Source organism: Streptomyces sp. iso_384 (assembly GCF_056172905.1).
This window is the reverse complement of the sequence record NZ_JBWBTT010000001.1, coordinates 5,253,892-5,276,596: the sequence shown is the minus strand read 5'-3', so window position 1 is coordinate 5,276,596 and position 22,705 is coordinate 5,253,892. Positions and strand designations below refer to the sequence as shown.

18 protein-coding genes and 4 pseudogenes are annotated in these 22,705 nt (G+C 72.3%); 16 read left to right on the top strand and 6 right to left on the bottom strand.

All coding sequences use genetic code 11. The features are described from left to right. Nucleotides 1-68: 68 nt before the first annotated feature. Entirely contained in the window at nucleotides 69-2,198 is a 2,130-nt protein-coding gene (gene glgX, locus AC0VY3_RS23690) for a glycogen debranching protein GlgX (protein WP_103507503.1), read from the bottom strand. A gap of 394 nt (nucleotides 2,199-2,592) precedes the next feature. Here glgX and AC0VY3_RS23685 point away from each other — a divergent pair, with 394 nt between their 5' ends. Continuing rightward, nucleotides 2,593-3,828 carry an SAV2148 family HEPN domain-containing protein gene (locus tag AC0VY3_RS23685; RefSeq protein WP_475550537.1) on the top strand — a complete coding sequence of 412 codons (1,236 nt, stop codon included), beginning with the start codon at nucleotides 2,593-2,595 and terminating at the stop codon, nucleotides 3,826-3,828. Nucleotides 3,829-3,924: 96 nt separating this feature from the next. Beyond that, on the top strand, nucleotides 3,925-4,638 hold the full coding sequence (locus AC0VY3_RS23680; protein WP_103507505.1) for a 3'-5' exonuclease: 714 nt from the start codon (nucleotides 3,925-3,927) through the stop codon (nucleotides 4,636-4,638). Nucleotides 4,639-4,678: 40 nt separating this feature from the next. On the opposite strand, the gene AC0VY3_RS23675 is transcribed toward AC0VY3_RS23680, so the two are convergent. Then, nucleotides 4,679-5,545, bottom strand: coding sequence for a phosphotransferase enzyme family protein (locus AC0VY3_RS23675; protein ID WP_475550536.1), 867 nt, complete (start codon nucleotides 5,543-5,545; stop codon nucleotides 4,679-4,681). Between the two features lie 143 nt (nucleotides 5,546-5,688). On the opposite strand from AC0VY3_RS23675, the gene AC0VY3_RS23670 reads away from it, so the two are divergent. The 13 genes and pseudogenes from AC0VY3_RS23670 (at nucleotide 5,689) to AC0VY3_RS23610 (ending at nucleotide 18,835) form a co-directional block, all read left to right on the top strand. Next, nucleotides 5,689-6,720, top strand: coding sequence for a carbohydrate ABC transporter permease (locus AC0VY3_RS23670; RefSeq protein ID WP_475550535.1), 1,032 nt, complete (start codon nucleotides 5,689-5,691; stop codon nucleotides 6,718-6,720). A gap of 41 nt (nucleotides 6,721-6,761) precedes the next feature. Continuing rightward, nucleotides 6,762-7,631 carry a carbohydrate ABC transporter permease gene (locus AC0VY3_RS23665; RefSeq protein ID WP_475550534.1) on the top strand — a complete coding sequence of 290 codons (870 nt, stop codon included), beginning with the start codon at nucleotides 6,762-6,764 and terminating at the stop codon, nucleotides 7,629-7,631. Then, complete coding sequence (locus tag AC0VY3_RS23660; RefSeq protein WP_475550533.1) at nucleotides 7,631-8,929, top strand: ABC transporter substrate-binding protein; 1,299 nt, start codon at nucleotides 7,631-7,633, stop codon at nucleotides 8,927-8,929. Before AC0VY3_RS23665 ends, AC0VY3_RS23660 begins: the two co-directional genes overlap by 1 nt. A 48-nt stretch (nucleotides 8,930-8,977) precedes the next feature. After that, nucleotides 8,978-10,214, top strand: a pseudogene (mgt, locus tag AC0VY3_RS23655) (macrolide-inactivating glycosyltransferase). Between the two features lie 569 nt (nucleotides 10,215-10,783). Then, nucleotides 10,784-11,986 carry a S8 family peptidase gene (locus AC0VY3_RS23650; protein WP_475550532.1) on the top strand — a complete coding sequence of 401 codons (1,203 nt, stop codon included), beginning with the start codon at nucleotides 10,784-10,786 and terminating at the stop codon, nucleotides 11,984-11,986. A 354-nt stretch (nucleotides 11,987-12,340) separates the two neighbouring features. Continuing rightward, on the top strand, nucleotides 12,341-12,997 hold the full coding sequence (locus tag AC0VY3_RS23645) for an alpha/beta fold hydrolase (RefSeq protein ID WP_475550531.1): 657 nt from the start codon (nucleotides 12,341-12,343) through the stop codon (nucleotides 12,995-12,997). Next, nucleotides 12,979-13,107: pseudogene (locus AC0VY3_RS23640) on the top strand (DNA-binding response regulator); the annotation flags it as partial. The gene AC0VY3_RS23645 and the pseudogene AC0VY3_RS23640, both read left to right, overlap by 19 nt. Before the next feature lie 82 nt (nucleotides 13,108-13,189). Continuing rightward, nucleotides 13,190-13,738, top strand: coding sequence for a DUF1697 domain-containing protein (locus tag AC0VY3_RS23635; protein WP_475550530.1), 549 nt, complete (start codon nucleotides 13,190-13,192; stop codon nucleotides 13,736-13,738). Next, complete coding sequence (locus tag AC0VY3_RS23630) at nucleotides 13,731-14,138, top strand: nuclear transport factor 2 family protein (RefSeq protein WP_103507513.1); 408 nt, start codon at nucleotides 13,731-13,733, stop codon at nucleotides 14,136-14,138. The genes AC0VY3_RS23635 and AC0VY3_RS23630 overlap by 8 nt, the downstream gene beginning before the upstream one ends. A gap of 138 nt (nucleotides 14,139-14,276) precedes the next feature. Continuing rightward, a complete protein-coding gene (locus tag AC0VY3_RS23625; RefSeq protein WP_475550529.1) occupies nucleotides 14,277-15,968 on the top strand; it encodes an ABC transporter ATP-binding protein in 1,692 nt (563 codons plus the stop codon). Continuing rightward, the gene (locus tag AC0VY3_RS23620; RefSeq protein WP_475550528.1) at nucleotides 15,965-17,818 is read left to right on the top strand and encodes an ABC transporter ATP-binding protein; all 1,854 of its coding nucleotides are present in this window, start codon (nucleotides 15,965-15,967) and stop codon (nucleotides 17,816-17,818) included. Before AC0VY3_RS23625 ends, AC0VY3_RS23620 begins: the two co-directional genes overlap by 4 nt. Before the next feature lie 67 nt (nucleotides 17,819-17,885). Further along, nucleotides 17,886-18,293 (top strand): annotated as a pseudogene (locus tag AC0VY3_RS23615) (ABC transporter substrate-binding protein); the annotation flags it as partial. An 81-nt stretch (nucleotides 18,294-18,374) separates the two neighbouring features. Continuing rightward, nucleotides 18,375-18,835: pseudogene (locus tag AC0VY3_RS23610) on the top strand (ATP-binding cassette domain-containing protein). A gap of 48 nt (nucleotides 18,836-18,883) precedes the next feature. Here AC0VY3_RS23610 and AC0VY3_RS23605 read toward each other — a convergent pair. Continuing rightward, nucleotides 18,884-19,360, bottom strand: a complete 477-nt coding sequence (locus AC0VY3_RS23605; RefSeq protein ID WP_475550527.1) for a hypothetical protein — start codon at nucleotides 19,358-19,360, stop codon at nucleotides 18,884-18,886. A gap of 204 nt (nucleotides 19,361-19,564) precedes the next feature. On the opposite strand from AC0VY3_RS23605, the gene AC0VY3_RS23600 reads away from it, so the two are divergent. Further along, on the top strand, nucleotides 19,565-20,203 hold the full coding sequence (locus AC0VY3_RS23600; protein WP_475550526.1) for a mycothiol-dependent nitroreductase Rv2466c family protein: 639 nt from the start codon (nucleotides 19,565-19,567) through the stop codon (nucleotides 20,201-20,203). 12 nt (nucleotides 20,204-20,215) lie between these two features. Here the strand turns inward: AC0VY3_RS23600 and AC0VY3_RS23595 are convergent, their stop codons facing one another. From AC0VY3_RS23595 to AC0VY3_RS23585, 3 genes are read right to left on the bottom strand one after another with little or no spacing between them, the layout of a single operon-like run. Continuing rightward, nucleotides 20,216-20,980 (bottom strand): sirohydrochlorin chelatase, encoded by a 765-nt coding sequence (locus AC0VY3_RS23595; RefSeq protein WP_475550525.1) that lies wholly within the window; start codon nucleotides 20,978-20,980, stop codon nucleotides 20,216-20,218. Nucleotides 20,981-20,988: 8 nt separating this feature from the next. Next, nucleotides 20,989-21,918 carry an ABC transporter permease gene (locus tag AC0VY3_RS23590; RefSeq protein WP_475550524.1) on the bottom strand — a complete coding sequence of 310 codons (930 nt, stop codon included), beginning with the start codon at nucleotides 21,916-21,918 and terminating at the stop codon, nucleotides 20,989-20,991. Beyond that, nucleotides 21,905-22,696, bottom strand: coding sequence for an ABC transporter ATP-binding protein (locus AC0VY3_RS23585; RefSeq protein WP_030083835.1), 792 nt, complete (start codon nucleotides 22,694-22,696; stop codon nucleotides 21,905-21,907). Before AC0VY3_RS23585 ends, AC0VY3_RS23590 begins: the two co-directional genes overlap by 14 nt. Nucleotides 22,697-22,705 lie beyond the last annotated feature (9 nt).

Below are 22,705 nucleotides of genomic sequence, written 5' to 3'. Positions count from 1 at the left end.
CCCGCCCGGGGCGATCCGTGTCACCCCGGGCGGAACACTCACTCCAGCCGTCTCTCGCCGCCCACCGCTCAGGCGGGCCGCTTCAGCACGGTCAGGCTGCGCCCGATCAGCGTGACCTGCTCGCCCTCGGCCACCTTCGGCCCCGTCCCCGGCGGCACCCCGTCCGGCCGCGCGGTGTCCACGACGACCTGCCACTGCTCCCCGTGGTCGACCGGGACGGCGAACTCCAGCGTCTCGGCGCTCGCGTTGAACATCAGCAGGAACGAATCGTCGGAGATCCGCTCGCCGCGCGGCCCCGGCTCCGAGATCGCGTGGCCGTTCAGGAACACGGTCATCGCCTTGGCGTGGGCCGCCTGCCAGTCCTGCTGCGTCATCTCCTCGCCCTCGGGCGTGAACCAGGCGATGTCGGACAGCTCGTCGTGGGTGCCCTCCACCGGCCGGCCGTGGAAGAAGCGGCGACGCCGGAAGACCGGGTGGTCGCGGCGCAGCCACACCATGGCCCGGGTGAACTCCAGCAGGGTGGAGGCCGGCGCGTCGGCCGGTTCGTCCGGATCGGGCCAGTGCACCCAGGCGAGCTCGTTGTCCTGGCAGTAGGCGTTGTTGTTGCCCTGCTGCGTACGGGCGAACTCGTCGCCGTGGCTCAGCATCGGCACGCCCTGCGAGAGCATCAGCGTGGCGATGAAGTTCCGCATCTGGCGGGCCCGCAGCTCCAGGACCTCGGGATCGTCGGTCTCGCCCTCCGCGCCGCAGTTCCAGGAGCGGTTGTGGCTCTCGCCGTCCCGGTTGTCCTCCCCGTTGGCGTCGTTGCGCTTGTCGTTGTACGAGACGAGGTCGTGGAGGGTGAAGCCGTCGTGGCAGGTGGTGAAGTTGATCGAGGCGAGGGGGCGTCGGCCGTCGTCCTGGTAGAGGTCGGAGGAGCCGGTGAGCCGCCCGGCGAACTCAGCCAGGGTGCGCGGCTCGCCCCGCCACAGATCGCGGACCGTGTCGCGGTACTTGCCGTTCCACTCGGTCCACAGCGGCGGGAAGTTGCCCACCTGATAGCCGCCCTCGCCGACGTCCCACGGCTCGGCGATGAGCTTCACCTGGCTGACCACCGGGTCCTGCTGCACCAGGTCGAAGAACGAGGAGAGCCGGTCCACCTCGTGGAACTGGCGGGCGAGCGTCGCCGCGAGATCGAAGCGGAAGCCGTCCACATGCATCTCGGTCACCCAGTACCGCAGTGAGTCCATGATCATCTGGAGGACGTGCGGGGACCGCATGAGCAGCGAGTTCCCGGTGCCGGTGGTGTCCATGTAGTAGCGCTGATCGTCGGTCAGACGGTAGTAGGAGGCGTTGTCGAGGCCGCGGAAGGAGAGGGTGGGCCCGAGGTGGTTGCCCTCCGCGGTGTGGTTGTAGACCACATCGAGGATGACCTCGATCCCCGCCTGGTGCAGCGCCTTCACCGCCTGCTTGAACTCCAGCACCTGTTCGCCGCGGTCGCCCCAGGAGGCGTAGGTGTTGTGCGGGGCGAAGAAGCCGATGGTGTTGTAGCCCCAGTAGTTGGTGAGCCCCATGTCCGACAGCCGGTGGTCCTGTACGAACTGGTGGACGGGCATCAGTTCGATCGCGGTGACGCCCAGTTCGGTCAGATGGGCGATCACCTCCGGATGCGCGAGGCCCGCGTACGTACCGCGCAGCTCGGGCGGGAGGCCCGGGTGCAGCATCGTCAGGCCCTTCACGTGGGCCTCGTAGATCACCGTGCGGTGGTAGTCCGTCCGGGGACGCCGGTCGTCGCCCCAGTCGAAGTAGGGGTTCACCACCACCGAGCTCATGGTGTGCGGGGCGGAGTCGAGGTCGTTGCGGGCGTCCGGCCTCCCGAAGGGGTAGCCGTACACCGCCTCGCCCCAGTCGATCTTCCCGGCGACCGCACGGGCGTACGGGTCCAGCAGCAGCTTCGCGGAGTTGCACCGCTGCCCGCGCTGGGGTTCGTAGGGTCCGTGCACCCTGAAGCCGTACTGCTGACCCGGCATCACCCCGGGCAGATAGGCGTGGCGCACGAACGCGTCGGTCTCGCGGAGCTCCACCGCCGTCTCCGAACCGTCGTCGTGCAACAGGCACAACTCGATCCGGTGGGCGGCTTCGGAGAAGACCGCGAAATTGGTACCGGCGCCGTCGTACGTGGCGCCGAGGGGATAAGCGTGTCCCGGCCAGACCTGCATGATGAAGACTCTTCCACTTCTGATCCGGGTGCGGTGGCTTTCCTCGGCCCGTTACTTCCCGAATACTCCCCGAAAATGCGGTGCTCACCTAGGACGTCGCGCGGTGCGGCCGGGTCCCGTCGCCCGGTTCGGCCCGCACCGGTCAACTTCGGACACTCCCGTGCCGCCCCGGACACGCATCCGGACCGTGTCGCCCGGCGGGCGTCCGGTTCCCGACCGGTGGCAGGGGCTCCAATCACTATGAATCCGCTCACTCCACCCGATCTCGCCGCAAGGAACAAGCCTGAGCAGTGGGGGAGTTGAGAAAGTCGCCTGCGCATCGGGCTGCGTCGGATCACGCTCCCGGAGTACCCTTCCTTGATCGTTGGGTGGGGGAGTGGAAGGCGGTACGCGGGTGAGCTCGGGAGGGTTCGAGCTACCCCCAGGTGACGCAGGTCACGAGGGGGAATCGACCGATGCCCCGCCCGGGGCGGTGTCCCTCGCGCAGCCCATGGAGATAGGCGCCGAGCTGGACTGGGGATCGGAGGCCTGGGGCGAGGTGCGCACCCGCGCCCAGCGGGCCGGACGGGCCTATATCTGGCTGAATCTGGTCGAACAGCGCCTTCGGGCAGTGGTCGCAGCCGTCCTCCGTCCGATCTACGAGCCGGTGCACGGCGAGGAGTGGGTGGTGGCCGCGGCCGGACCGGCCGGGCAGGAGTGGGTGCAGCGCGCCGTCGCCGTCCGCGAGGTCTCGCGCCGCAAGGGCTATCTGCTGGACCCGGCCGACGACAACGTCCTCAGCTTCCTGACGCTGCCGCAGCTGCGGGAGCTGATGGTCCAGCACTGGCCGTGCTTCGAGCCGTACTTCGACGACCGGCGCGATGTCGAGCTGGCCCTCGACGAGCTGGAGGTCGCCCGTAACGTCGTCTCCCGCAACCGCGCGCTGAACGAGGCGGTCCTCTCCCAGGCGGAACGCGCCTCGGCCCGGCTGCTGGACATCCTCGGCAGCGGGGCCGGCGTGCCCTCGGCCGACCGGCTGCCGGTGGACGCGGTGGAGCAGCTGGTCGGCGACCGGTACGCGGACGTGGTCTCCGTCCACCCCGACCGGGTCCGGCTCCAGCGCCAGCTGCCCGCCGAGGACCTGTTCGGCGGGGCACGGCGGCTCGACGCCATCGGCATAGGCCTCAACCTGCTCGTGCAGAACTTCTCCGGCCGCCGGCTCGTCCGGCTCGCCGAGTCGGGCTGCCGGGTCCGGCTGCTGTTCATCAACCCTGCCAGCAGTGCGGTGCGCCGCCGCGAGCGGGAACTCGGCCTCAAGAAGGGCGAGCTGAGCCGCTCGGTGGAGATGAACATCCTGCACATGCGCCGGGTCCGCTCCAAGCTCCGCGACCCGGGCGCGTTCGAGATCCAGGTCTTCGACGAGACACCGCGCTTCACCGCCTACCTGGTGGACGGCGACGGACCGGACGCGGTGGGCGTCGTCCAGCCCTATCTGCGCCGCGCCCGGGGCATGGAGGCGCCCGTGCTGGTGCTGCGCGGCGGAGGCAGACGCACGGTGGTGCGGGCGGGGCAGGACAGCGAGCACGGCCTCTTCGAGACGTACCGCGAGGAGTTCGAGTCGGTCTGGACGGACTCCCGGCCGGTCTCCTGACGTGCAGCCGCCCGCAGGCCCTGTCAGTGGCCCGTGCGAAGGTGGTCATCACTCGAGGGGAGCACCACGGGGGAGCACCATGAAGGAGGTATCGGGATGAGCTGGCACCAGGGCACACTGGTCGGCTTCGACCTGGAGACGACGGGGACCGACGTCGAGAACGACCGGATCGTCACCGCCGCACTCGTCCGGCTGGAGCCGGACGGGGCCGTCGCCGAGCAGCGGACCTGGCTGCTCGACCCGGGGGTGGCGATACCCGAACAGGCGTCCGCGATCCACGGCATCGGCACCGACCACGCCCGTAAACACGGGGCGCGGGCCGCCTCCGCGGTCGAGGAGATCGCCCATGCGGTGGCCGACGTGCTGCGCTCGGACATCCCGCTGGTCGTGATGAACGCGCGCTACGACCTCTCGCTGCTGGACCGCGAATGCCGCAGGTACGGGCTGCCGTCGGTCGAGGAGCGGGTCGGCGGGGCGCCCTCGCCGGTCATCGACCCGCTGGTGATCGACAAGCACGTCGACAAGTACCGCAAGGGCAAGCGGGCCCTCCAGGCGCTGTGCGACCACTACGGGGTCACGCTCGACGGAGCCCATGACGCGAGCGCCGACGCGGTGGCCGCGGTGCGCGTGGTGCGCCGGATGGGAGAGCGCCACCGGCCGGTCGGCGCCCTGCCGCCCGCCGAGCTGCACGCCCTTCAGATCCGGGCGGCCGCCGAGCAGTCGGCCTCGCTCCAGGCCTATCTGCGCCGCACGGCCGACCCGGCGGCGGTCGTCGAGTCGTCCTGGCCGCTGATCCCGCGCAGCCGCTGAATCGATGTACCGCTGAGCCGCTCGGAGCTCGCCGGGTCGTTCAGAAGGGGTACCACCGGACCTCGGGATCGCCGTCGCGCAGCGAGGCCACCCGGCGGCGGAACTCGACGAGCGCCTTCGGGTTGGCCGGGGCGTGCTGGGAGACCCAGGCGCAGCTGGCCGTCTCGCGGGCGCCGCGCAGCACCGCGCACCCCTCCCACTCCCGGACGTCCCAGCCGTACGCGGAGGTGAAGGCGCCGTAGGCCGCCGGGTCGAGGCCGTAGCGGTCGCGGGAGAGGGCGAGGACGACCAGGTCGTGTTCGCGCAGATCGGCGGAGAAGGTCTCCAGGTCGACCAGGACCGGGCCGCCGGGTCCGACATGGACGTTGCGCGGGAGCGCGTCGCCGTGGATCGGGCCCGGGGGCAGATGCGGGACGAGAGCGGCGGCCGCGGCCGCGAAGCCGTCGCGGCGCTCGCGGAGGTAGTCGGCGTCCGCCGGGTCGATCGCGTCTCCCGCCAGGCTCAGCCACCGCTCCACACCGCCCAGCAGTTCGCGGCGCGGCAGGGTGAACTCCGTCGGGGCGGGCAGCGCGTGCACCAGGGCGAGCAGCGGGGCGAGGTCGCGCGGCTCGGCGGGGCGTACGGGGTCGGGAAGCCGGTGCCACAGCGTCACGGGGTGGCCCTCGACCAGGCGCGGACGCCGCTCGGCCGCGCGGACGGCCGGGACACCGGACGCGGCGAGCCAGTCGGCGAGGACCACCTCGCGCTCGGCCCGCTCACGGAGCTCGGGGTGGCCGGTGGCGTCCCGGCCGACCTTGACCACCAGGTCGTCGGCCGCGAAGACCGCGTTCTCGCCCAGCGCGAGCAGCTCCGCCGTGCCGGGGAAACCCGCGGCCGTGAGCACCTCGCGCGCTCGCATCTCGTTCATGGATGCGATTTTCGCACCCTTGGCGGCCACCTTGACGAACCGACGGACCGTCAGCACGATGACGGAGGCCTCCCGGAACGTCAGAACGGGATGAAGTCCACCTCAGGCGCATCAGTGATTTACAGGACAGAGGGGTCTTCTTCGTGACATCGGTGACCGCGACGAAGCGGTCCGGAGCGGACGGCCCGCACGACGGGCGGAACGGCCGGGACGGACGGGACGGGCAGGGCGGGCACGGTGGAAGGGGCGGGCGTGCGGGGAGGTTCCGGCGGCCCGGGCGACCGGAGCATCCGGAGCGCAAGGCGTTCGGGGACCGGGCCGCCTGGTTCCTGGTGCTGCCCGCGCTCCTCCCGATCCTGATCCTCAGCGTCGGACCGCTCCTCTACGGCATCGCTCTCGCCTTCACCGACGCGCAGTCCGGCCGGACCCGCTCCACCGAGTGGATCGGCACCCTCAATTTCCAGGACCTGCTGCACGACACCCTGTTCTGGGACTCGTTCCGGATCGGCCTCATCTGGGCCGTGGGCGTCACCGTCCCGCAGTTCCTCCTGGCGCTCGGCCTCGCCCTGCTGCTCAACCAGAACCTGCGGATGCGCTGGCTGGCCCGGGCGCTGGCGATCATCCCCTGGGCGATGCCGGAGGTCGTCGTCGGCATCATGTGGCGGCTCGTCTACAACCCGGACGCCGGCATCCTCAACGAGACCATCCGCGATCTCGGACTCGGCGACGGCCGCGACTGGCTCACCGGCCTCGCCACCGCGCTGCCCGCCGTCATCCTCGTCGGCATCTGGGCGGGCATGCCCCAGACCACCGTGGCCCTGCTCGCCGGACTCCAGAACACCCCGCGCGAACTCCACGAGGCGGCGGCCCTGGACGGGGCGGGCGCCTGGCGCCGGTTCCGTACGGTCACCTGGCCCGCGATCAAGCCGATCGCGCTCGCCATCTCCGCGCTCAACCTGATCTGGAACTTCAACTCCTTCGCCCTGGTCTATGTCCTGACCAGCGGAGGGCCCGGCGGCCGGACCCGGCTGCCGATGCTCTTCGCCTACGAGGAGGCCTTCCGCTACGGGCAGTTCGGCTATGCCGCCGCGATGGGCTGTGTGATGGTCGCGGTCATCTCCGTGCTCCTCGCCGTCCATCTCGTCGGCCGACTCAGGGGAGGCGAGGACCGATGAGCCGAGGACCGATGGGGCGAGGGCCGATGGGGCGAGGGCCGATGAGACGCGCGGCCTCCGGGCGTGAGTCCACCGGGCTGCGTACCGGCCGGGCCGCCCGCACCGGGCAGTACCTGGCCCTCCTGGCGTATCTGGTCTTCCTCGCGTTCCCGTTCGTATGGCTGATCTCGACCGCCTTCAAGCCCGCCCCTGAACTGGGCTCCCTGCACCCCACCTGGATCCCCGAGCAGCCGACGCTGGACAACTTCCGGCAGGCCTTCGACGAGCAGCCGCTGCTCCAGGCCGCGGCCAACTCCCTGCTCGCCGCCGTCGGCGCGGCCGTGATCGCCGTCGTGATCGCCACCCCGCTGGCCTATGTGATGGCCCGCCACCGCGGCCGCCTCGCCACCGCGGCGACCGGCTGGGTCGTGGTCAGCCAGGCGTTCCCGTTCGTCCTGGTGATCATTCCGCTCTTCCTGATCCTGAAGAACCTGCATCTGATCAACACCCTGTGGGGCCTGATCCTCGTCTATGTCGTCTGGTCGTTGCCCTTCGCGCTGTGGATGCTCGCCGGATACGTGCGCGCCGTACCCACCGAGCTGGAGGAGGCCGCCGCCGTCGACGGGGCGGGCCGGGTGCGCACCCTCGTATCGGTCGTGGCCCCGCTGCTCGCCCCCGGCATCGTCGCCACCGCGCTGTTCGCGTTCATCACCGCATGGAACGAGTTCTTCTTCGCGCTCGTCCTGCTCAAGACCCCGGAGAAGCAGACCTTGCCGGTCGTCCTCACCCACTTCCTCGGCGCGGAGGGCGTGGCGGACCTCGGCCCGCTCGCCGCCGCCGCCTTCCTCGCCACCCTGCCCTCCCTCGTCCTCTTCGCCTTCATCCAGCGGCGGATCACCGGCGGGATGACGGCCGGGGCGGTGAAGAACTGATGCGCGCGCCGATCAGGCGGGCCGTCGCCGCCGTCGCCGTACTGGCCCTGCTGCTCACCGGCTGCTCCGGAGGCGGCGACGACGGACGTGACCCGGACGGCACGATCCGGCTCCGGTTCCAGTCGCTGGCCTGGCAGAAGGAGTCCGTCGACGCCAACAAGCAGCTGGTGAAGGAGTGGAACGCCGCCCACCCCGACGTCCAGGTGGACTACGTCCAGGGCAGCTGGGACAGCGTCCACGACCAGCTGCTCACCTCCTTCGAGGGCGGCGAGGCCCCCGACGTCATCCATGACGCCTCCGACGACCTGGCCGACTTCGCGTACGGGGGCTACCTCGCCGACCTGCGCCCCTTCCTGCCCGACCGGCTCAAGGCCGACATCCCCGAACAGTCCTGGCGCACCACCACGTTCGGCGAGGGCGTCCACGGGGTGCCGTTCCTCCAGGAGCCCCGGGTCCTGATCGCCAACACGCACCTGCTGAAGGCCTCCGGCGCCCGCATCCCGACCCCGGAGCGCCCCTGGAGCTGGGAGGAGTTCCGGCGGGTGACGAAGGAGCTGACGGGCAAGGGGCGGTACGGGATCGCCTGGCCGCTCAAGGAGCCGGTCTCCGTCACCCTCAACCTCGGTCTGTCCGGCGGCGGCCGGCTCTTCCACCGTGACGACGAGGACAAGGCGGTCCTGCGCTTCGAGCCGGGCGACGGCGTGGTCACCGGCACCATCCACGACCAGGTCAACACCGACGGCAGCGCGGCCCGCAGCGCGCTGGGCATGGGCGGATCGGACGCGCTGCCCGGGTTCTTCGGCGGCAAGTACGCGATGCTCCCGCTCGGGTTCTCCTACCGTCAGCAGATCATCCAGCAGGCCCCCGAAGGGTTCGGGTGGACGGTGCTGCCGATGCCGGCCGGCACGGGCGGCGCGGTCCAGGGCGTCAGCCCGCAGACGCTGTCGGTCGCCGAGGACAGCCCGCACAAGAAGGAGGCCGTCGCGTTCATCGACTTCCTGCTGCGGCCGCCGAACATGGTGCGCCTGGCGCGCGGCGACTGGATGCTGCCGACCGGGACCGAGGCGCTGGCCGATCCGTCGCTGCGGACGGCCGAGCACGGCTGGGCCGTCGGCACCGCGCTCGCGGAGGGGCTGCGGCCGGCGCCGGCCCCGTCGGTGCGGGGCTATCCGGAGTGGAAGGACAAGGTGGCGACCCCCGCGCTCCAGGAGTACTACAGCGGCGCGATCGACGCCGACGAGCTGAGCGAACGGCTGGTGGAGGACGGGAATCGGGTGCTGGCCCGCTATCAACGCTGACCCCGGCACGGAAGGAGCCGGCACGGAAGGAGCCGACACGGAAAACGGTTGCACGAGACGTCTCGTCTCGCTTAGGGTCTCCGGCATGACGGAATCCCCGCGTGCCCACATCGCCATGTTCTCCATCGCCGCCCACGGACATGTGAACCCGAGCCTCGACGTCATCCGCGAGCTCGTCGACCGTGGACACCGTGTCAGCTACGCCATCCCGGCCTCCTTCGCCGAGAAGGTCGCCGCCACCGGCGCCGAGCCCGTGATCTACACCTCGACCCTGCCGACCGACGAGGACCCCGAGGCCTGGGGCATCGAGCTGATCGACAACATCGAACCCTTCCTGAACGACGCCGTCCAGGCGCTCCCGCGGCTCGCCGAGGCCTTCGCGGGCGACGAACCCGACCTCGTCCTGCACGACATCACCTCCTATCCCGCCCGGGTCCTCGCCCACCGCTGGGGCGTCCCCGCCGTCTCCCTCTGGCCCAACCTGGTCCCGTGGGAGGGGTACGAGAAGGAGGTCGGCGAACCCATGACCGCCGAGCTGAAGCAGACCGAGCGCGGCAAGGCGTACTACGCGCGGTTCGAGAACTGGCTCACCGAGAACGGCCTCGGCCATGTCTCCAGCGACGACTTCGTGGCCCGCCCGCGCCGCGGTCTCGTCCTGATCCCCGAGGCGCTCCAGCCGAACGCTGACCGGGTGAACCGCGAGATGTACACCTTCGTCGGGGCCTGCCAGGGCGACCGCGCGGACCAGGGGGAGTGGGTCCGGCCGGCCGGTGCGGAGAAGGTGCTGCTGGTGTCGCTCGGCTCCTCGTTCACCAAGCAGCCCGCCTTCTACCGCGAGTGCGTCGAAGCCTTCGGCGCTCTGCCCGGCTGGCATGTGGTGCTCCAGATCGGCGCGCACGTCGACCCCGCCGAACTCGGCGACGTACCCGGCAACGTGGAGGTACGTGACTGGGTGCCGCAGCTGGCCGTCCTCGAGCAGGCCGACGCCTTCATCACCCACGCCGGCGCGGGCGGAAGCCAGGAAGGCCTCGCCACCGGCACCCCGATGGTCGCCGTCCCGCAGGCCGTCGACCAGTTCGGCAACGCCGACATGCTCCAGTCGCTGGGTGTGGCCCGGCATCTGCCGATGGAGGAGGCCGACGCCGCGAGTCTGCGCGCGGCCGTGCTCGCCCTCGTGGGCGACCCCGAAGTCGCCGATCGCTGCGAGCGTCTGAGCGAGCAGATGGCGCGGGAGGGCGGCACCCCGAGGGCCGCCGACCTCATCGAGGCCGAACTGTCGCGCTGAGCGGAGTCGGCTGACTGCTGTCCGGACGTTCTCCGTCCCGCCCCGTGTGCCGCACCCTGCGGTTTTCCGGGGCGGGACAGCTGTGTTTCGGCTCTGTGAAGCCTCTGTCACGACGGGTGCGGTCGACGCATCTGCACGCACGCCCTGGCGATTTCACACCCGGAACCGGGTGTTCACGCCCCGCGCGCACACCTTCACGGGTCTTCACGTGTCTTCACGCATGGTCACTCCTGCCCCATAGGGCTCGCGGTGGGGCGCGGGCGACGCTCGGGCGGCCGGCTCCAGGTACCCCAAGGGCGGCTCTGAGCAGGTGATATGGGCAGTTCGGACGTCCTCCTGGCGCGGCCCGGAATCTGTCGGTCCGGGCGAGCCGGACGCCCGTCGGCCTTTCACGGCCCGTGTGACCAGCCATGGCCGATTTCCTCTTACGCAACCTCGTTGAGGAAGTCGCACCTCCATGAAGGCCTTGAACTGTGCTCGTCAATCGGTCAGGGTTTCGAGCCAGCCCCCGGAGATCGTCCGGCCGAGGGCCAATCCCCCCACAAAGAATGACGAGGAGTGCCCTCTTCATGGCAAAGCACCAGCGCACCCGTCGCATCAAGCTGACCGCCGCGATCACCGCCGTGGCGGCCGCCGCGGGAGTCACCCTTCTCGGTACCTCGTTCGCGGGAGCCGCACCGGCTCCCATGGGCACGGTCTACGGCGCGGACGCCGAGACCGCGGTGTCCGGCAGCTACATCGTCCTGCTGGACGGGAAGAAGGCCGACAAGTCCAAGCTCGCCGAGGAGTACGGCGGCAAGCTCAAGCGCAACTACACCTCCAGCATCAACGGCTTCTCCGCCAGCGGCCTTTCGGAGACCGAGGCCAAGCGACTCGCCGCCGACCCGGCCGTCGCCAAGGTGGTGCAGAACAAGAAGTTCACCATCGACGCCACCCAGGACAACCCGCCGTCGTGGGGCCTGGACCGCATCGACCAGACCGAGACCGCGGGCGACAACGCCTACACCTACCCGGACGCCGGCGGCGAGGGCGTCACCGCGTACGTCATCGACACCGGTGTCCGCGTCACCCACGAGGACTTCGAGGGCCGGGCCACCTCGGGCTTCGACGCCGTGGACAACGACGACGACGCCGACGACGGCAACGGGCACGGCACCCACGTGGCGGGCACCATAGCCGGGGCCGCGCACGGCGTCGCCAAGAAGGCGAACATCGTGGCCGTCCGCGTCCTCGACGACAACGGCTCGGGCACCACCGAGCAGGTCATCGCCGGTATCGACTGGGTCGCCGCCAACGCCAAGGGCCCGTCCGTCGCCAACATGAGCCTCGGCGGCGGGGCCGACCCGGCGCTCGACGAGGCCGTCCAGAAGGCCATCGCCGCGGGCGTCACCTTCGGTGTGGCCGCCGGGAACGAGTCCAGCGACGCCGGCCAGGGCTCGCCCGCCCGCGTCCCCGAGGCGATCACCGTCGCCTCGTCCACGGACGCCGACGAGCAGTCCTCGTTCTCCAACTACGGCTCGATCGTGGACATCTACGCCCCGGGCTCGGACATCACGTCCACCTGGAACGACAGCGACACCGGCACCAACACCATCTCCGGTACGTCCATGGCCACCCCGCACGTCGTCGGCGCGGCCGCCGTCTACCTGGCGGGCCACCAGGACGCCACCCCGGAGGCCGTCGCCACGGCGCTCACCGAGGGAGCCACCCCGGACGCCATCGGCAACGCCACCGAGGGCACGGCGAACCTGCTCCTCAAGGTCGTCGAGTAGCCACTCCGGTATTCCGACCGGACGCCTGGCCGCGGTGGTCACGTACCACCGCGGCCCGGCCCCGCGCACACCAGCCGCCGCGCTCTCCCCCACGGGGCGCGGTGGCTGCGCCGTTTCCGGGCGCGGATCCGGCGAGGTCGTCCCCCACGGGAGCTACACCGAGGTGTCCACCGGGGGGTGCCGCTTTCGGGCCGCGATCTCCATAGCGTTCCGATCAGCCGGGGCTCACGGCGCCCGTCGTCACGACAGGCCCGGGCCCGGCCGTATCCGCGCACCGCTTCCCGGAGGCTTTCCCGTGTTCCGCACCTCTTCAACGCCCTCGCCGCCCTCGCCGTCGTGTGCACGGTGGGCGGCATGGGCCTGGTCGGCTACGAGGAGTTCATCAAGAGGGACTCGCCGGGAACCCGTTCCGAGGGCTCCCTCGGAGACCTGTTCACCGGGGCCAGGAAGATCAGGATCGACGGCCGTTCGGTCAACGTCTCCTGCACGGGCGACGCCTCCGGGTCCGGCCCCCTCGTCCTGCTGACGGCCGGCGGCGGCGACGGCCTGGAGACCATGGCCCCGCTCGGCAAGGCCGTGAGCAAGAAGTCCCGGGTCTGCTCCTACGACCGGCTCGGCGAGGGCGCGAGCGACAGGCCGGACGGGCCCCAGAGCATCGACGACAGCTCCGCGATCCTCACCTCGGTGCTCGACCGCCCCGCCGGCGACCGCCCGGTCGTGCTGGCCGGCCACTCGCCGGCCGGCCACCTCGCCGCCCGCTACGCGCCGGGTCACCCGGACCGGATCAAGGGCCTCGTGCTGCTGGACGCCACCGTCCCGACGCTGACCGCCGACATCCCCCGCACGATCCCCGCCTCCGCCACCGGCGTGCCCGCGCAGCTGCGGGCCCAGGCCATCGCGGTCAACAAGGTCGGGCACCCGGAGCAGTTGGTCATCGCGGACGGCGAGGTCCGCCCCGCCGGGGACATCCCCGTGGAGATCCTCCAGTACGCGTCGCAGTGGCCCTGGTGATCAGCCGGGAGACCGCCAAGACCTTCGTCTCCCGCATCCTCACCGAACTCTCCCTCCGCGACCGGGTCCAGGCCGTCGTCTACGCCTACCGGAACGGCCTGGTCCACTGACCTCCGCCGGCCCGCACCGGACCCTGTTCCCGATCCGGCCAATCCGGCCGGATCCCGGGGCGAGGGCCTAGGGTGGGTGGCCATGACGACGACGTACGCGGCGCTGCTGCGGGGGATCAACGTGAGCGGCAGCAAACGGGTCCCGATGCCCGAACTGCGCACCGTGCTCACCGAACTGGGACACACCGGTGTCGCCACCTATCTGCAGAGCGGGAACGCCGTCTTCAGGAGCGGGAGCGACGACGAGGACGCGCTCGCCGCCGATCTGGAGCAGGCCCTGCGCCGCCGGTTCGGATTCGCCGTCGACTGCCTCGTCCGCGACGCCGACTATCTCGCCGCCGTCGCCGACGCCTGCCCCTTCCCCGCCGCCGAGCTGGAGGGCAAGCAGCTCCACGTCACCTACTTCGACCGGCCCGTGGACGCCGAACGCTTCGCGGACCTGGCGGCGGCGGAGTTCCTGCCGGAGGAGTTCCGGCTCGGCGACCGCTGTCTGTATCTGTACGCCCCCGACGGGCTCGGCCGCTCCAAGCTGGCCGTCGCGCTGGGCCGCCCGCGCCATGTCAAAGGCCTCACCGCCACCTCCCGTAACTGGAACACCGTGGTGAAACTCGTGGAGATGACCCGTGTCTGAGCCCTCGTCCGCCGTGGCCGCAGCCATCGAGGGCGAACTGCGCCTGCTGGACCCGGCGGTACGGGCCTCCGCCGGGCTCCTCGCCTCGCTGCTGCACCCCGGCTTCCGGGAGATCGGCACCAGCGGCCGGCTCTGGAGCAGAGAGACGATCATCGCCTCGCTCACTTCGGACGACGCCCCGCGCCCCGGCCCGCTCACCGCCTCCCGGATGCGCGGCGAGCAGCTCTGCGCCGATCTGGTGCACCTCACCTTCGACACGGAGTCCAAGGGGATCCGCTCGCACCGCAGCTCCTTGTGGCGGCTGACCACGGAGGGCTGGCGGCTCTACTTCCACCAGGCGACGCCGTTCAGCGACGACGTCCTCGACGACCCCTTCGCCGGCCCCGCAGCCGAGGTCTGACCCGCCGGGCGGGGCTCCGGCTCCAGCCCGGGGGTCCCAGCCGTGGCGGATACAGGTTAGCCTTGCCTTCGTTTGGCTGGAGATGGGTGGCCGGAAATCGCCTCTCCGTTGTCCGTGACACGCTGAGGAGCAGATGAAGTGGGGGCTGATACCGCTGGGCGCGGCGTCATACGCCGGGCCGTCGCCGGGCAGCGGCGGGACGTCGTCGTCGGATCACTGCTGGGCGCCTGCCACCAGATCGGAGAGGCGCTCGTCCCCGTACTCATCGGGCTGATCGTCGACCGCGCCGTGGTCCGGCCCGACGGGGGAGCACTGGCGATCTGGCTGGTGGTCCTCGCCGTCGTCTACACCCTCCTCTCCTTCGGCTTCCGCTTCGGCGCCCGCGCCGGAGAACGCGCCGCCGAACAGGCCGCCCACCGGCTGCGCCTGGACGTCGTACGCCGGGTCCTCGCCCCGCACGGCGGCGCGGAGGCGGGCCGTCCGCCCGGCGCACTGGTCAACGTGGCCACCGAGGACGCCCGCCGGGTCGGCGCCGTCAACATGGCCCTGACCCTCGGCATCGCCGCCGTCGTCGGCGTCGTCGCGGGCGCGGTGCTCCTGCTCCGCGCCTCCCTGCCCCTCGGGCTCCTCGTCCTGATCGGCGCCCCGGTCCTGATGGCGCTCGGCCACTTCCTGGCCCGCCCCCTGGAGCACCGCAGCGAGGCCGAACAGGAACAAGCCGCGCACGCCTCCGGAGTCGCCGCCGACCTGGTCGCCGGAGTCCGCGTACTCAAGGGGCTGCGGGCCGAGCGCGCCGCCGTCGACCGCTACCGCGCCACCAGCCAGGCCTCCCGCGAGGCCAATGTGCGCGCCGCCCGGGCGGCCGCCCTCCAGACCGGCCTGATGCTCACCCTCACCGGCTCGTTCATCGCGCTCGTCGCCCTCGTCGGCGGCCGCCTGGTCCTCAGCGGCTCCATCGGCCTCGGCGCCCTCGTCTCCGCTGTCGGCCTCGCCCTCTTCCTGCCGGGCCCGATCGGCGTGCTGGCCTGGGTCGGCGCCGAACTGGCCAAGGGCCGCGCCTCCGCCGCCCGGATCGCCGACGTCCTGGCCGCCCCGGGCGAGACCACCGGCGGCACCGCCGAACCTGCCGCCGACGCCCCCGGCGGACTGCGCCTGAACGGACTCGGCCACGCCGGACTCGACGCCCTCGACCTGACCGTCCGCCCCGGCGAACACCTCGGCATCGTCGTCACCGATCCGGCCGACGCCGCCACCCTGCTGCACTGCCTGGCCCGCCGCTGCGACCCGGACCGGGGGAGCGTCGAACTCGACGGTGTCCCGCTCACCGAACTGGCCCCCGCCGCCCTGCGCTCCGCGCTGCTCGTCGCCGAGCACGACGCCCAGCTCTTCGACGGCACCCTCCTGGAGAACGTCACCGCCGCCGCCCCCGCCGGGGCCGACCCGCACCCCGCCATGGACGCCGCCGCCGTCGACGAGGTGGCCTCCGCCCTGACCGGCGGCACCGGCGGCCGGATCGGCGAGCGCGGCAGCTCGCTCTCCGGCGGCCAGCGCCAGCGCGTCGCCCTGGCCCGGGCGCTCGCCGCCGACCGGGACGTCCTCGTCGTCCACGACCCGACCACCGCGGTCGACGCCGCGACCGAGGCCCGGATCGCCGCCGGCATCCGGCGCGCCCGCACCGGCCGCACCACCGTTCTGGTCACCAGCAGCCCCGCGCTGCTCGCCGCGACCGACCGCGTCGTCCTCGTCGACGGCGGCACGATCACCGCCGAGGCCCCGCACGAGGACCTCGTACGCGACCATCCCGTCTACCGCACGGCGGTGCTCACATGACCACGACCGCGGACATACCCGAGCTCGCGGAGAGCGACGGCGACAGCGCCGAACTGCTCCCCGTCGCCACCCCCGCCCGCACCCGGGCCGCCCTGCGCGCACTGGTCCGCCCCGACCGGGGCCTCGCCCTGACCGGCATCGGCGTCCTGGTCGCGGCCACCGCCGTCGGCCTCCTCGTCCAGCCGCTGCTGGGCCGCATCGTCGACATCGTCGCCGACGGCCGCCCCGCCGCCGACCTGACCCTCCCGGTCGTCCTCCTCGTCGCGGTCGCCGCCGTCCAGGGCCTCACCACGACGATCGGGCTGACCCGCGTCGCCCGGCTCGGCGAGACCGTACTGGCCCGGCTGCGCGAGCGGTTCGTCGAACGCGCCCTGAACCTCCCCGCCGACCGCCTGGAACGCGCCGGGGCCGGAGACCTCACCGCACGCGTCACCGGCGACGTCGCCCGGGTCGCCGAGGCCGTCCGCTCCGCGCTGCCCGAGATGGCCCGCTCCGTCCTCGCGATCGTCCTCACCCTCGGCGCGCTGGCCCTCCTGGACGTACGGTTCCTGCTCGCCGCGCTCCTCGCGGTGCCCGTCCAACTGCTCACCGCCCGCTGGTACGTACGCCGGGCCCTCACCCTCTACGCCGACCAGCGGATCGCCAACGGGGCCCAGCAGCAACAGCTCCTGGAGACCATCGGCGGCGCCGTGACCGTACGCGGCCACCGGCTGGAGGCGCAGCACACCGAGCGCAGTGCCGGACGTTCACGCAAGGCCGTCGACCTGACCATGCGCAGCGTCAACCTGGTGCTGGGCTTCTACGGGCGGCTGCACATCGCGGAGTACATCGGCCTGGCCGCCGTGTTGATCGCCGGATTCTGGCTGGTCCGCGACGGCGCTGTCTCCATCGGCACGGCCACGGCCGCCGCCCTCTACTTCCACAGCCTGTTCGGGCCGGTCAACGCCGCACTGGTGCTGCTCGACGACGCCCAGTCGGCGGCGGCCGGACTGGCCAGGCTGGTCGGGGTGACCGACCTCGCCGAGCAGCCGGAGCCGGCGGCCGGGAAGGCGGACCCCGTCCCCGTACCGCACCAGCGCACCGCGCCCGACGCCGCGCCCGACCCCACGGCCGCCACCGCACCCGGCGCCGCCGCCGTCACCGTGCACGCCGTCGGTCACGCCTACGGACCCGGCCGCCCCGTACTGCACGAGGTCTCCCTCACCCTGGAGCCCGGCGAACACGTCGCGCTCGTCGGGACCAGCGGGGCCGGCAAGTCGACCCTCGCCCGGATCGTCGCGGGCGTCCAGCAGCCCACCTCGGGCACGGTCACCGCACCGGCGGGCAGCGGAGAGGCAGCGGTCGTCCTGGTCACCCAGGAGGTCCACGTCTTCACCGGCACCCTCGCCGAGGACCTCCGGCTCGCCCGCCCCGACGCCACCGACGCCGGCCTGCGCGCGGCCCTCGCCACGGTGCACGCCCTCGACTGGGCCGAAGCGCTCCCGGACGGGCTCGGCACCGTCGTCGGCGAGGGCGGCCACCGCCTCGACCCCGCCCGCGCCCAGCAACTCGCCCTCGCCCGGCTCGTCCTGGCCGACCCCGCCCTCGCCGTCCTCGACGAGGCGACCGCCGAGGCGGGCAGCGCGGGCGCCCGGGTCCTGGAACGCTCCGCCGAGGCCGCCCTCGCCGGCCGCACCGCCCTGGTCGTCGCCCACCGCCTCACCCAGGCCGTCGCCGCCGACCGGGTCGTCGTGCTGGAGGCCGGCCGCGTCGTCGAGAGCGGCCCGCACGAGGAACTGCGCGACGCGGACGGCCCGTACGCCGCCCTGTGGCGCGCCTGGTCCGGCAGCCGCACCGCACCCCACCCCTGACCCCCACGGCACCACGCCCCCGTCCCCGGCGTACGCCACGCTCCCGAAGGAATCCGTCACGTTCCGCATGTTCCAGCGCACCCGGCTGACCGCCGTGGCCGCGTCGGGCCTGCTGCTGTTCGGAGCCGCGGCCCGCGGGTCCGGCGAGAGCGACGACAAGGCCGCGCCGTCCGGCGACAGTGCGGCGAAGGGGGCGTTCCCGGTCACCCTCGACCACGAGTACTGCACCACCACCGTCAAGAACGACCCGCAGCGCATCGTCACCGTCGGCCTCTCCGACCAGGACGCGGTCCTCGCCCTCGGCAAGGCGCCCCTCGGCACGACCGAGTGGTTCGGCGCGTTCCAGGGCGCCACCGGCCCCTGGGCGGAGAAGGCGCTCGGCGACAAGGCGCGCCCCACGGTCCTGCACGACGACGGCACCGGCCCGCAGGTCGAGAAGATCGCCTCGCTCCGCCCCGACCTGATCCTCGCGCTGATCGTCACCGGAGTGCTCGGCGCCCCGGTCCTGCTCTGGCTGCTCATCCGCGTCAACCACGCGGGCTCAGGAGGCTGTCCGATGTCCACCGCCGAACCCGAACTCCGGGCCGAGGGCCTGCACCTGGGCTACGACGACCGGCCCGTCGTCAGCGGCCTCGACCTGGCCGTGCCGCCGGGCCGGATCATCGCCATCGTCTGCGCCAACGCCTGCGGCCAGTCGACCCTGCTGCGCGCCCCGGCCCGGCTGCTCGCCCCGCGCGACGGCGCGGTCAGCCTGGACGGACGGGCCCTGCACACCATCCCGACCCGTGAGCTGGCCCAGCGGCTCGGCATCCTCCCGCAGTCGCCGGTCGCCCCCGCCGCATCGTCGCCGAGGGCGCGCCCGTCGGCGTGATCACCGCCGAGACGGTCGAGGACGTCTTCGGACTCCGCTGCCAGGTGGCCACGGACCCGGTCAGCCGCACCCCGCTGGTCATCCCGGTCGGCCGCCACCACACCCCGGAGCCGGAGTCCGAGGAACCGGCCACGATTCTGGGCTGACGGGCCGCCGCACGTACCCGCCCGTACGGCGGCCCGCCCGATGCGGGCTCAGATGCCCGCCGACGCCATCTCGATGACGGAGCGGTAGTTGGCGGCCGTCGCGACCACGCAGGCGCGGTAGGTGCGGTTGTCCTTCACCACGAGGAAGTAGTCGCGCAGGTTCTTCCAGTACTGGACGAGATAGCCGAGGCCCGGGACGAAGCCCGGCGGCCGGGGCACCAGCGCGAACGCCTCGGAGCACCGCAGGATCTGGTCGGTGGCCTGCGAGAGTACGTCGGCGACCTCGGCGTTCATGTTCCAGCCGGCGGCGAGCTGGGGCGTCCAGATGGCGCCCGCGATCTCCCGGAGGCCCTCCTGCTCCTCGGGCGTCGGATCGGCCTGGAGCCGGAACGCCTCGGCGGCCGGCGGGGTGCCGGTGTGCCCGCTGCCGGCGGCCAGGGCCGGTGCGGCCGCCCCGGCGGTGAGCATCGCCCCGGACAGCACCAGAGCTAACGCCGCAATAGTCGTGGACCTGCGTCTTCTCATGATCGTTCCCCTCCCGGTCGCCCGCCCTGTCGGCGGGACCGTGCGCGGTCGCTCCGCGCGAACCGACGCTGACATGCCACCCGTTGCCCGTCAACGGCGCCTGTTCGGCCGTTCCGCGCCCGGGACGGCGTACAGAAATGGCCCACCGCACCGGCTGCGGATTGGCCCGGGATCTTATGCCACTCGCCGCCTAGGCTCAGACGCATGAGTACACAGCACGCCACCACCGGGCCCGCTGCCCGCACCGCCGTCGACTTCTTCTTCGACCCCGCCTGCCCCTTCGCCTGGATCGCCTCCCGCTGGATGCTGGAGGTGGAGCGGCACCGGGACATCGAGCTGCGCTTCCGCCCGATGAGCCTGTACCTGCACAACGAGGGCAACGACCTGCCCGACCGGTACCGCGAGCTGGTCGACAAGTCGATCGGCCCGGTCCGTGTGGCCGTCGCCGCGGCCGCCGCCCACGGCGACGGAATCCTGCGCGACCTCTACACCGCGTTCGGCACCCGCATCCACCGGCACAAGGAGGAGGACTTCGACGCGGTGGTCGCCGCCTCGCTCGCCGAACTGGGGCTGCCCGCCGAGCTGGCGGAGGCCGCGCACTCCACGGCGTACGACGACGAGGTCGCCCGCAGTCACGACGCGGGCAAGGATCCGGAGCAGGGCGCGTACGTGGGCACGCCGACGATCCACGTCGACGGCACGGTCTGGTTCGGCCCGGTCCTCAACGCGATCCCGCGCGGCGAGGAGGCGGCCGGACTCTTCGACAGCTTCCGGGTGCTCGCGAACCACCCGGGCTTCTTCGAACTCAAGCGCGCCCGGCCCGGCGGCCTGTCCTACGACTGAGCCGCCGGGCTCTCACGCCGACAGCGAGGCCCGCTCCCGCACCCGCGCCTCGTCGTACCGGTCCAGCAGCAGCCGCGCCAACTCCGGCGCGGGACCCAGCACATCGGCCAGGACGTCCGCCCCGGCCGCCTCGGCGCCCGCCGCGATGCGGTCGGGGAGCCGGCCGGGTGCGATGACGTACGGGGCCACCGCCACCCGGGCCACGCCCTCGGCGCGCAGCGCCTGTACGGCGTCCTCGGTACGGGAGAAGCCGCCGGCATGAACAGCGGAGGCGAACGCAGGCCGCACGGCGCACCAACCGGTGTGCCGCAGCTCCCGCGCGATTTCAGCGATCACTGCGATCGCCTCCGGGTCTGTGGATCCCGCCGAGGCCAGGACGAGCCCGGTCCGGGGGAGATCGCCGGGACGGATCCCGGCCTCCCGCAGCCGCCGCCCGAGGGTGGCGTTGAGCAGCGGGGACGGGCCGAGGACGTCGGCCTGCCGGATGTGCAGCCTGGGCAGCCGGGCGCGGGCCTCGCGCAGGACCGAGGGGATGTCGGTCTTGGCGTGGAACGCCCGGGTCAGGAGGAGCGGCAGGGCCACGACCTCGTCCGCCCCCTCCGCGGCCAGGCGCTCCAGCACCCGGGGCACGGAAGGGGCGTTGAACTCAAGGAACCCGGTCTCCACGCGCAGCTCCGGCCGCTCGGCCCGCACCCGCTGGGCGAGCGCGTGCACGGTCGCGGCGTGCCGGGGGTCGCGGCTGCCGTGGGCGATGACGAGAAGCGTGGGACGGGACATGGCGTGACTCAGTTCTTGACGAGGAGACCGCGGCTGCGCAGCACCCACCGCTCCAGCGGACTGAAGATCAGCAGGTCGATGGCGATGCCGACGAACAGGATGAGCAGGATCGAGAGGAAGACCCCGGGCATGTCGAAGTTGCTGCGGCCGTTCTCCAGCAACTGCCCGAGTCCCAGACCCAGTTCGGGCGAGGAGGCGATGATCTCGGCGGCCATCAGCGAGCGCCAGGAGAACGCCCAGCCCTGCTTGAGGCCCGCCAGATAGCCGGGCAGCGCGGCCGGCAGCACGATGTGCCACGTCCCGCGGATCCCGGTCGCGCCCAGCGTGCGGCCCGCCCGGAGGAACAGCGGCGGCACCTGGTCGACGCCGGAGACCAGCCCGTTGGCGATCGAGGGCACCGCGCCCAGCAGGATCACCGCGAACATCATCCGGTCGTTCAGGCCGAGCCAGATCACCGCCGGGGCCACCCAGGCCACCGAGGGCAGCGACTGGAGCCCGGACAGGATCGGGCCGATCGCGGCCCGGACCAGCCTCACCCGGGCCACCAGCAGCCCCAGCGGCGTACCGATGGCGACCGCGAGCAGGAAGCCGAGCAGACCGCGCGAGACGCTGGTCCAGACGACCTCCAGCAGCGTGCCCTTGAGCCACATCTCCTGCGCGCTGTCCCACACCGCGGACGGCGGCGGCAGCTTGTAGACCTCGGTGACCTGGGCGCGGACCAGCAGCTCCCAGACCACCAGGACCAGGGTCACCGCCACGACCGGCGGCAGCACCTTGCGCAGCAGGACCTCGCGCACCGGGGTGCGGCGGACCTGCACCGCGTCCAGCGCGTCGAGCCCGGCCTCCAGGCCGGCCAGATCGTCGGGTTTCGCGTCGACCGGTCCGGCCGCCGCCTCGTCCGGCCGCTTCCGGTCGGACGTGATGTCAGTGCTGGCCATGTCGGCGGATCTCCCCACGCAGTTCTTCGGTGATCTCGACGGACAGCTCCGCCACGGCGGTGTCCTCGATACGGCGCGGCTGCTCGATGTCGACCGTCCACTCCCGGGCGATCCGGCCCGGCCGGGACGACAGCAGCACGACGCGCTGCGCGAGCCGTACGGCCTCGCGCACATTGTGGGTGACGAAGAGGACCGAGGCGTTCGTCTCCCGCCAGATCCGGGTCAGCTCGTCGTGCAGCACATCGCGGGTGATGGCGTCCAGCGCGGCGAACGGCTCGTCCATCAACAGCAGTTGACTGTCCTGGGCGAGTGCGCGGGCCATCGCGACGCGCTGCCGCATACCGCCGGACAGCTCGTGCACCCGCTTGCCGTACGCGCCGCCGAGCCGGACGAGTTCGAGCAGCCGCTCCGCCTCGGTGCGGCGCTCCGACTTCGGCACCCCGCGCAGCCGCAGGGCCAGTTCGATGTTCTTGCCCGCGGTCAGCCACGGGAAGAGGGCGTGCTCCTGGAACATCAGGGCCGGCCGCCCGCCGGGGGTCTCGATGGACCCCGCGGACGGGCGGTCGAGTCCGGCCACCAGATTGAGCAGCGTCGACTTTCCGCACCCGGAGGCTCCCAGGAGGGTGACGAACTCGCCCGGAGCGACATCGAGCGTGATGTCGTCCAGGACGAGCTGCCGGCCCGTGGGTCCGGCGAAGGACTTCGAGACGTGCGAGAGACGGGCGGCGTGCTCGACCGTCGTACGGTCCTCGGCCTTGGTGAGGGTGGTGGTCGCCATGGTCGTCAC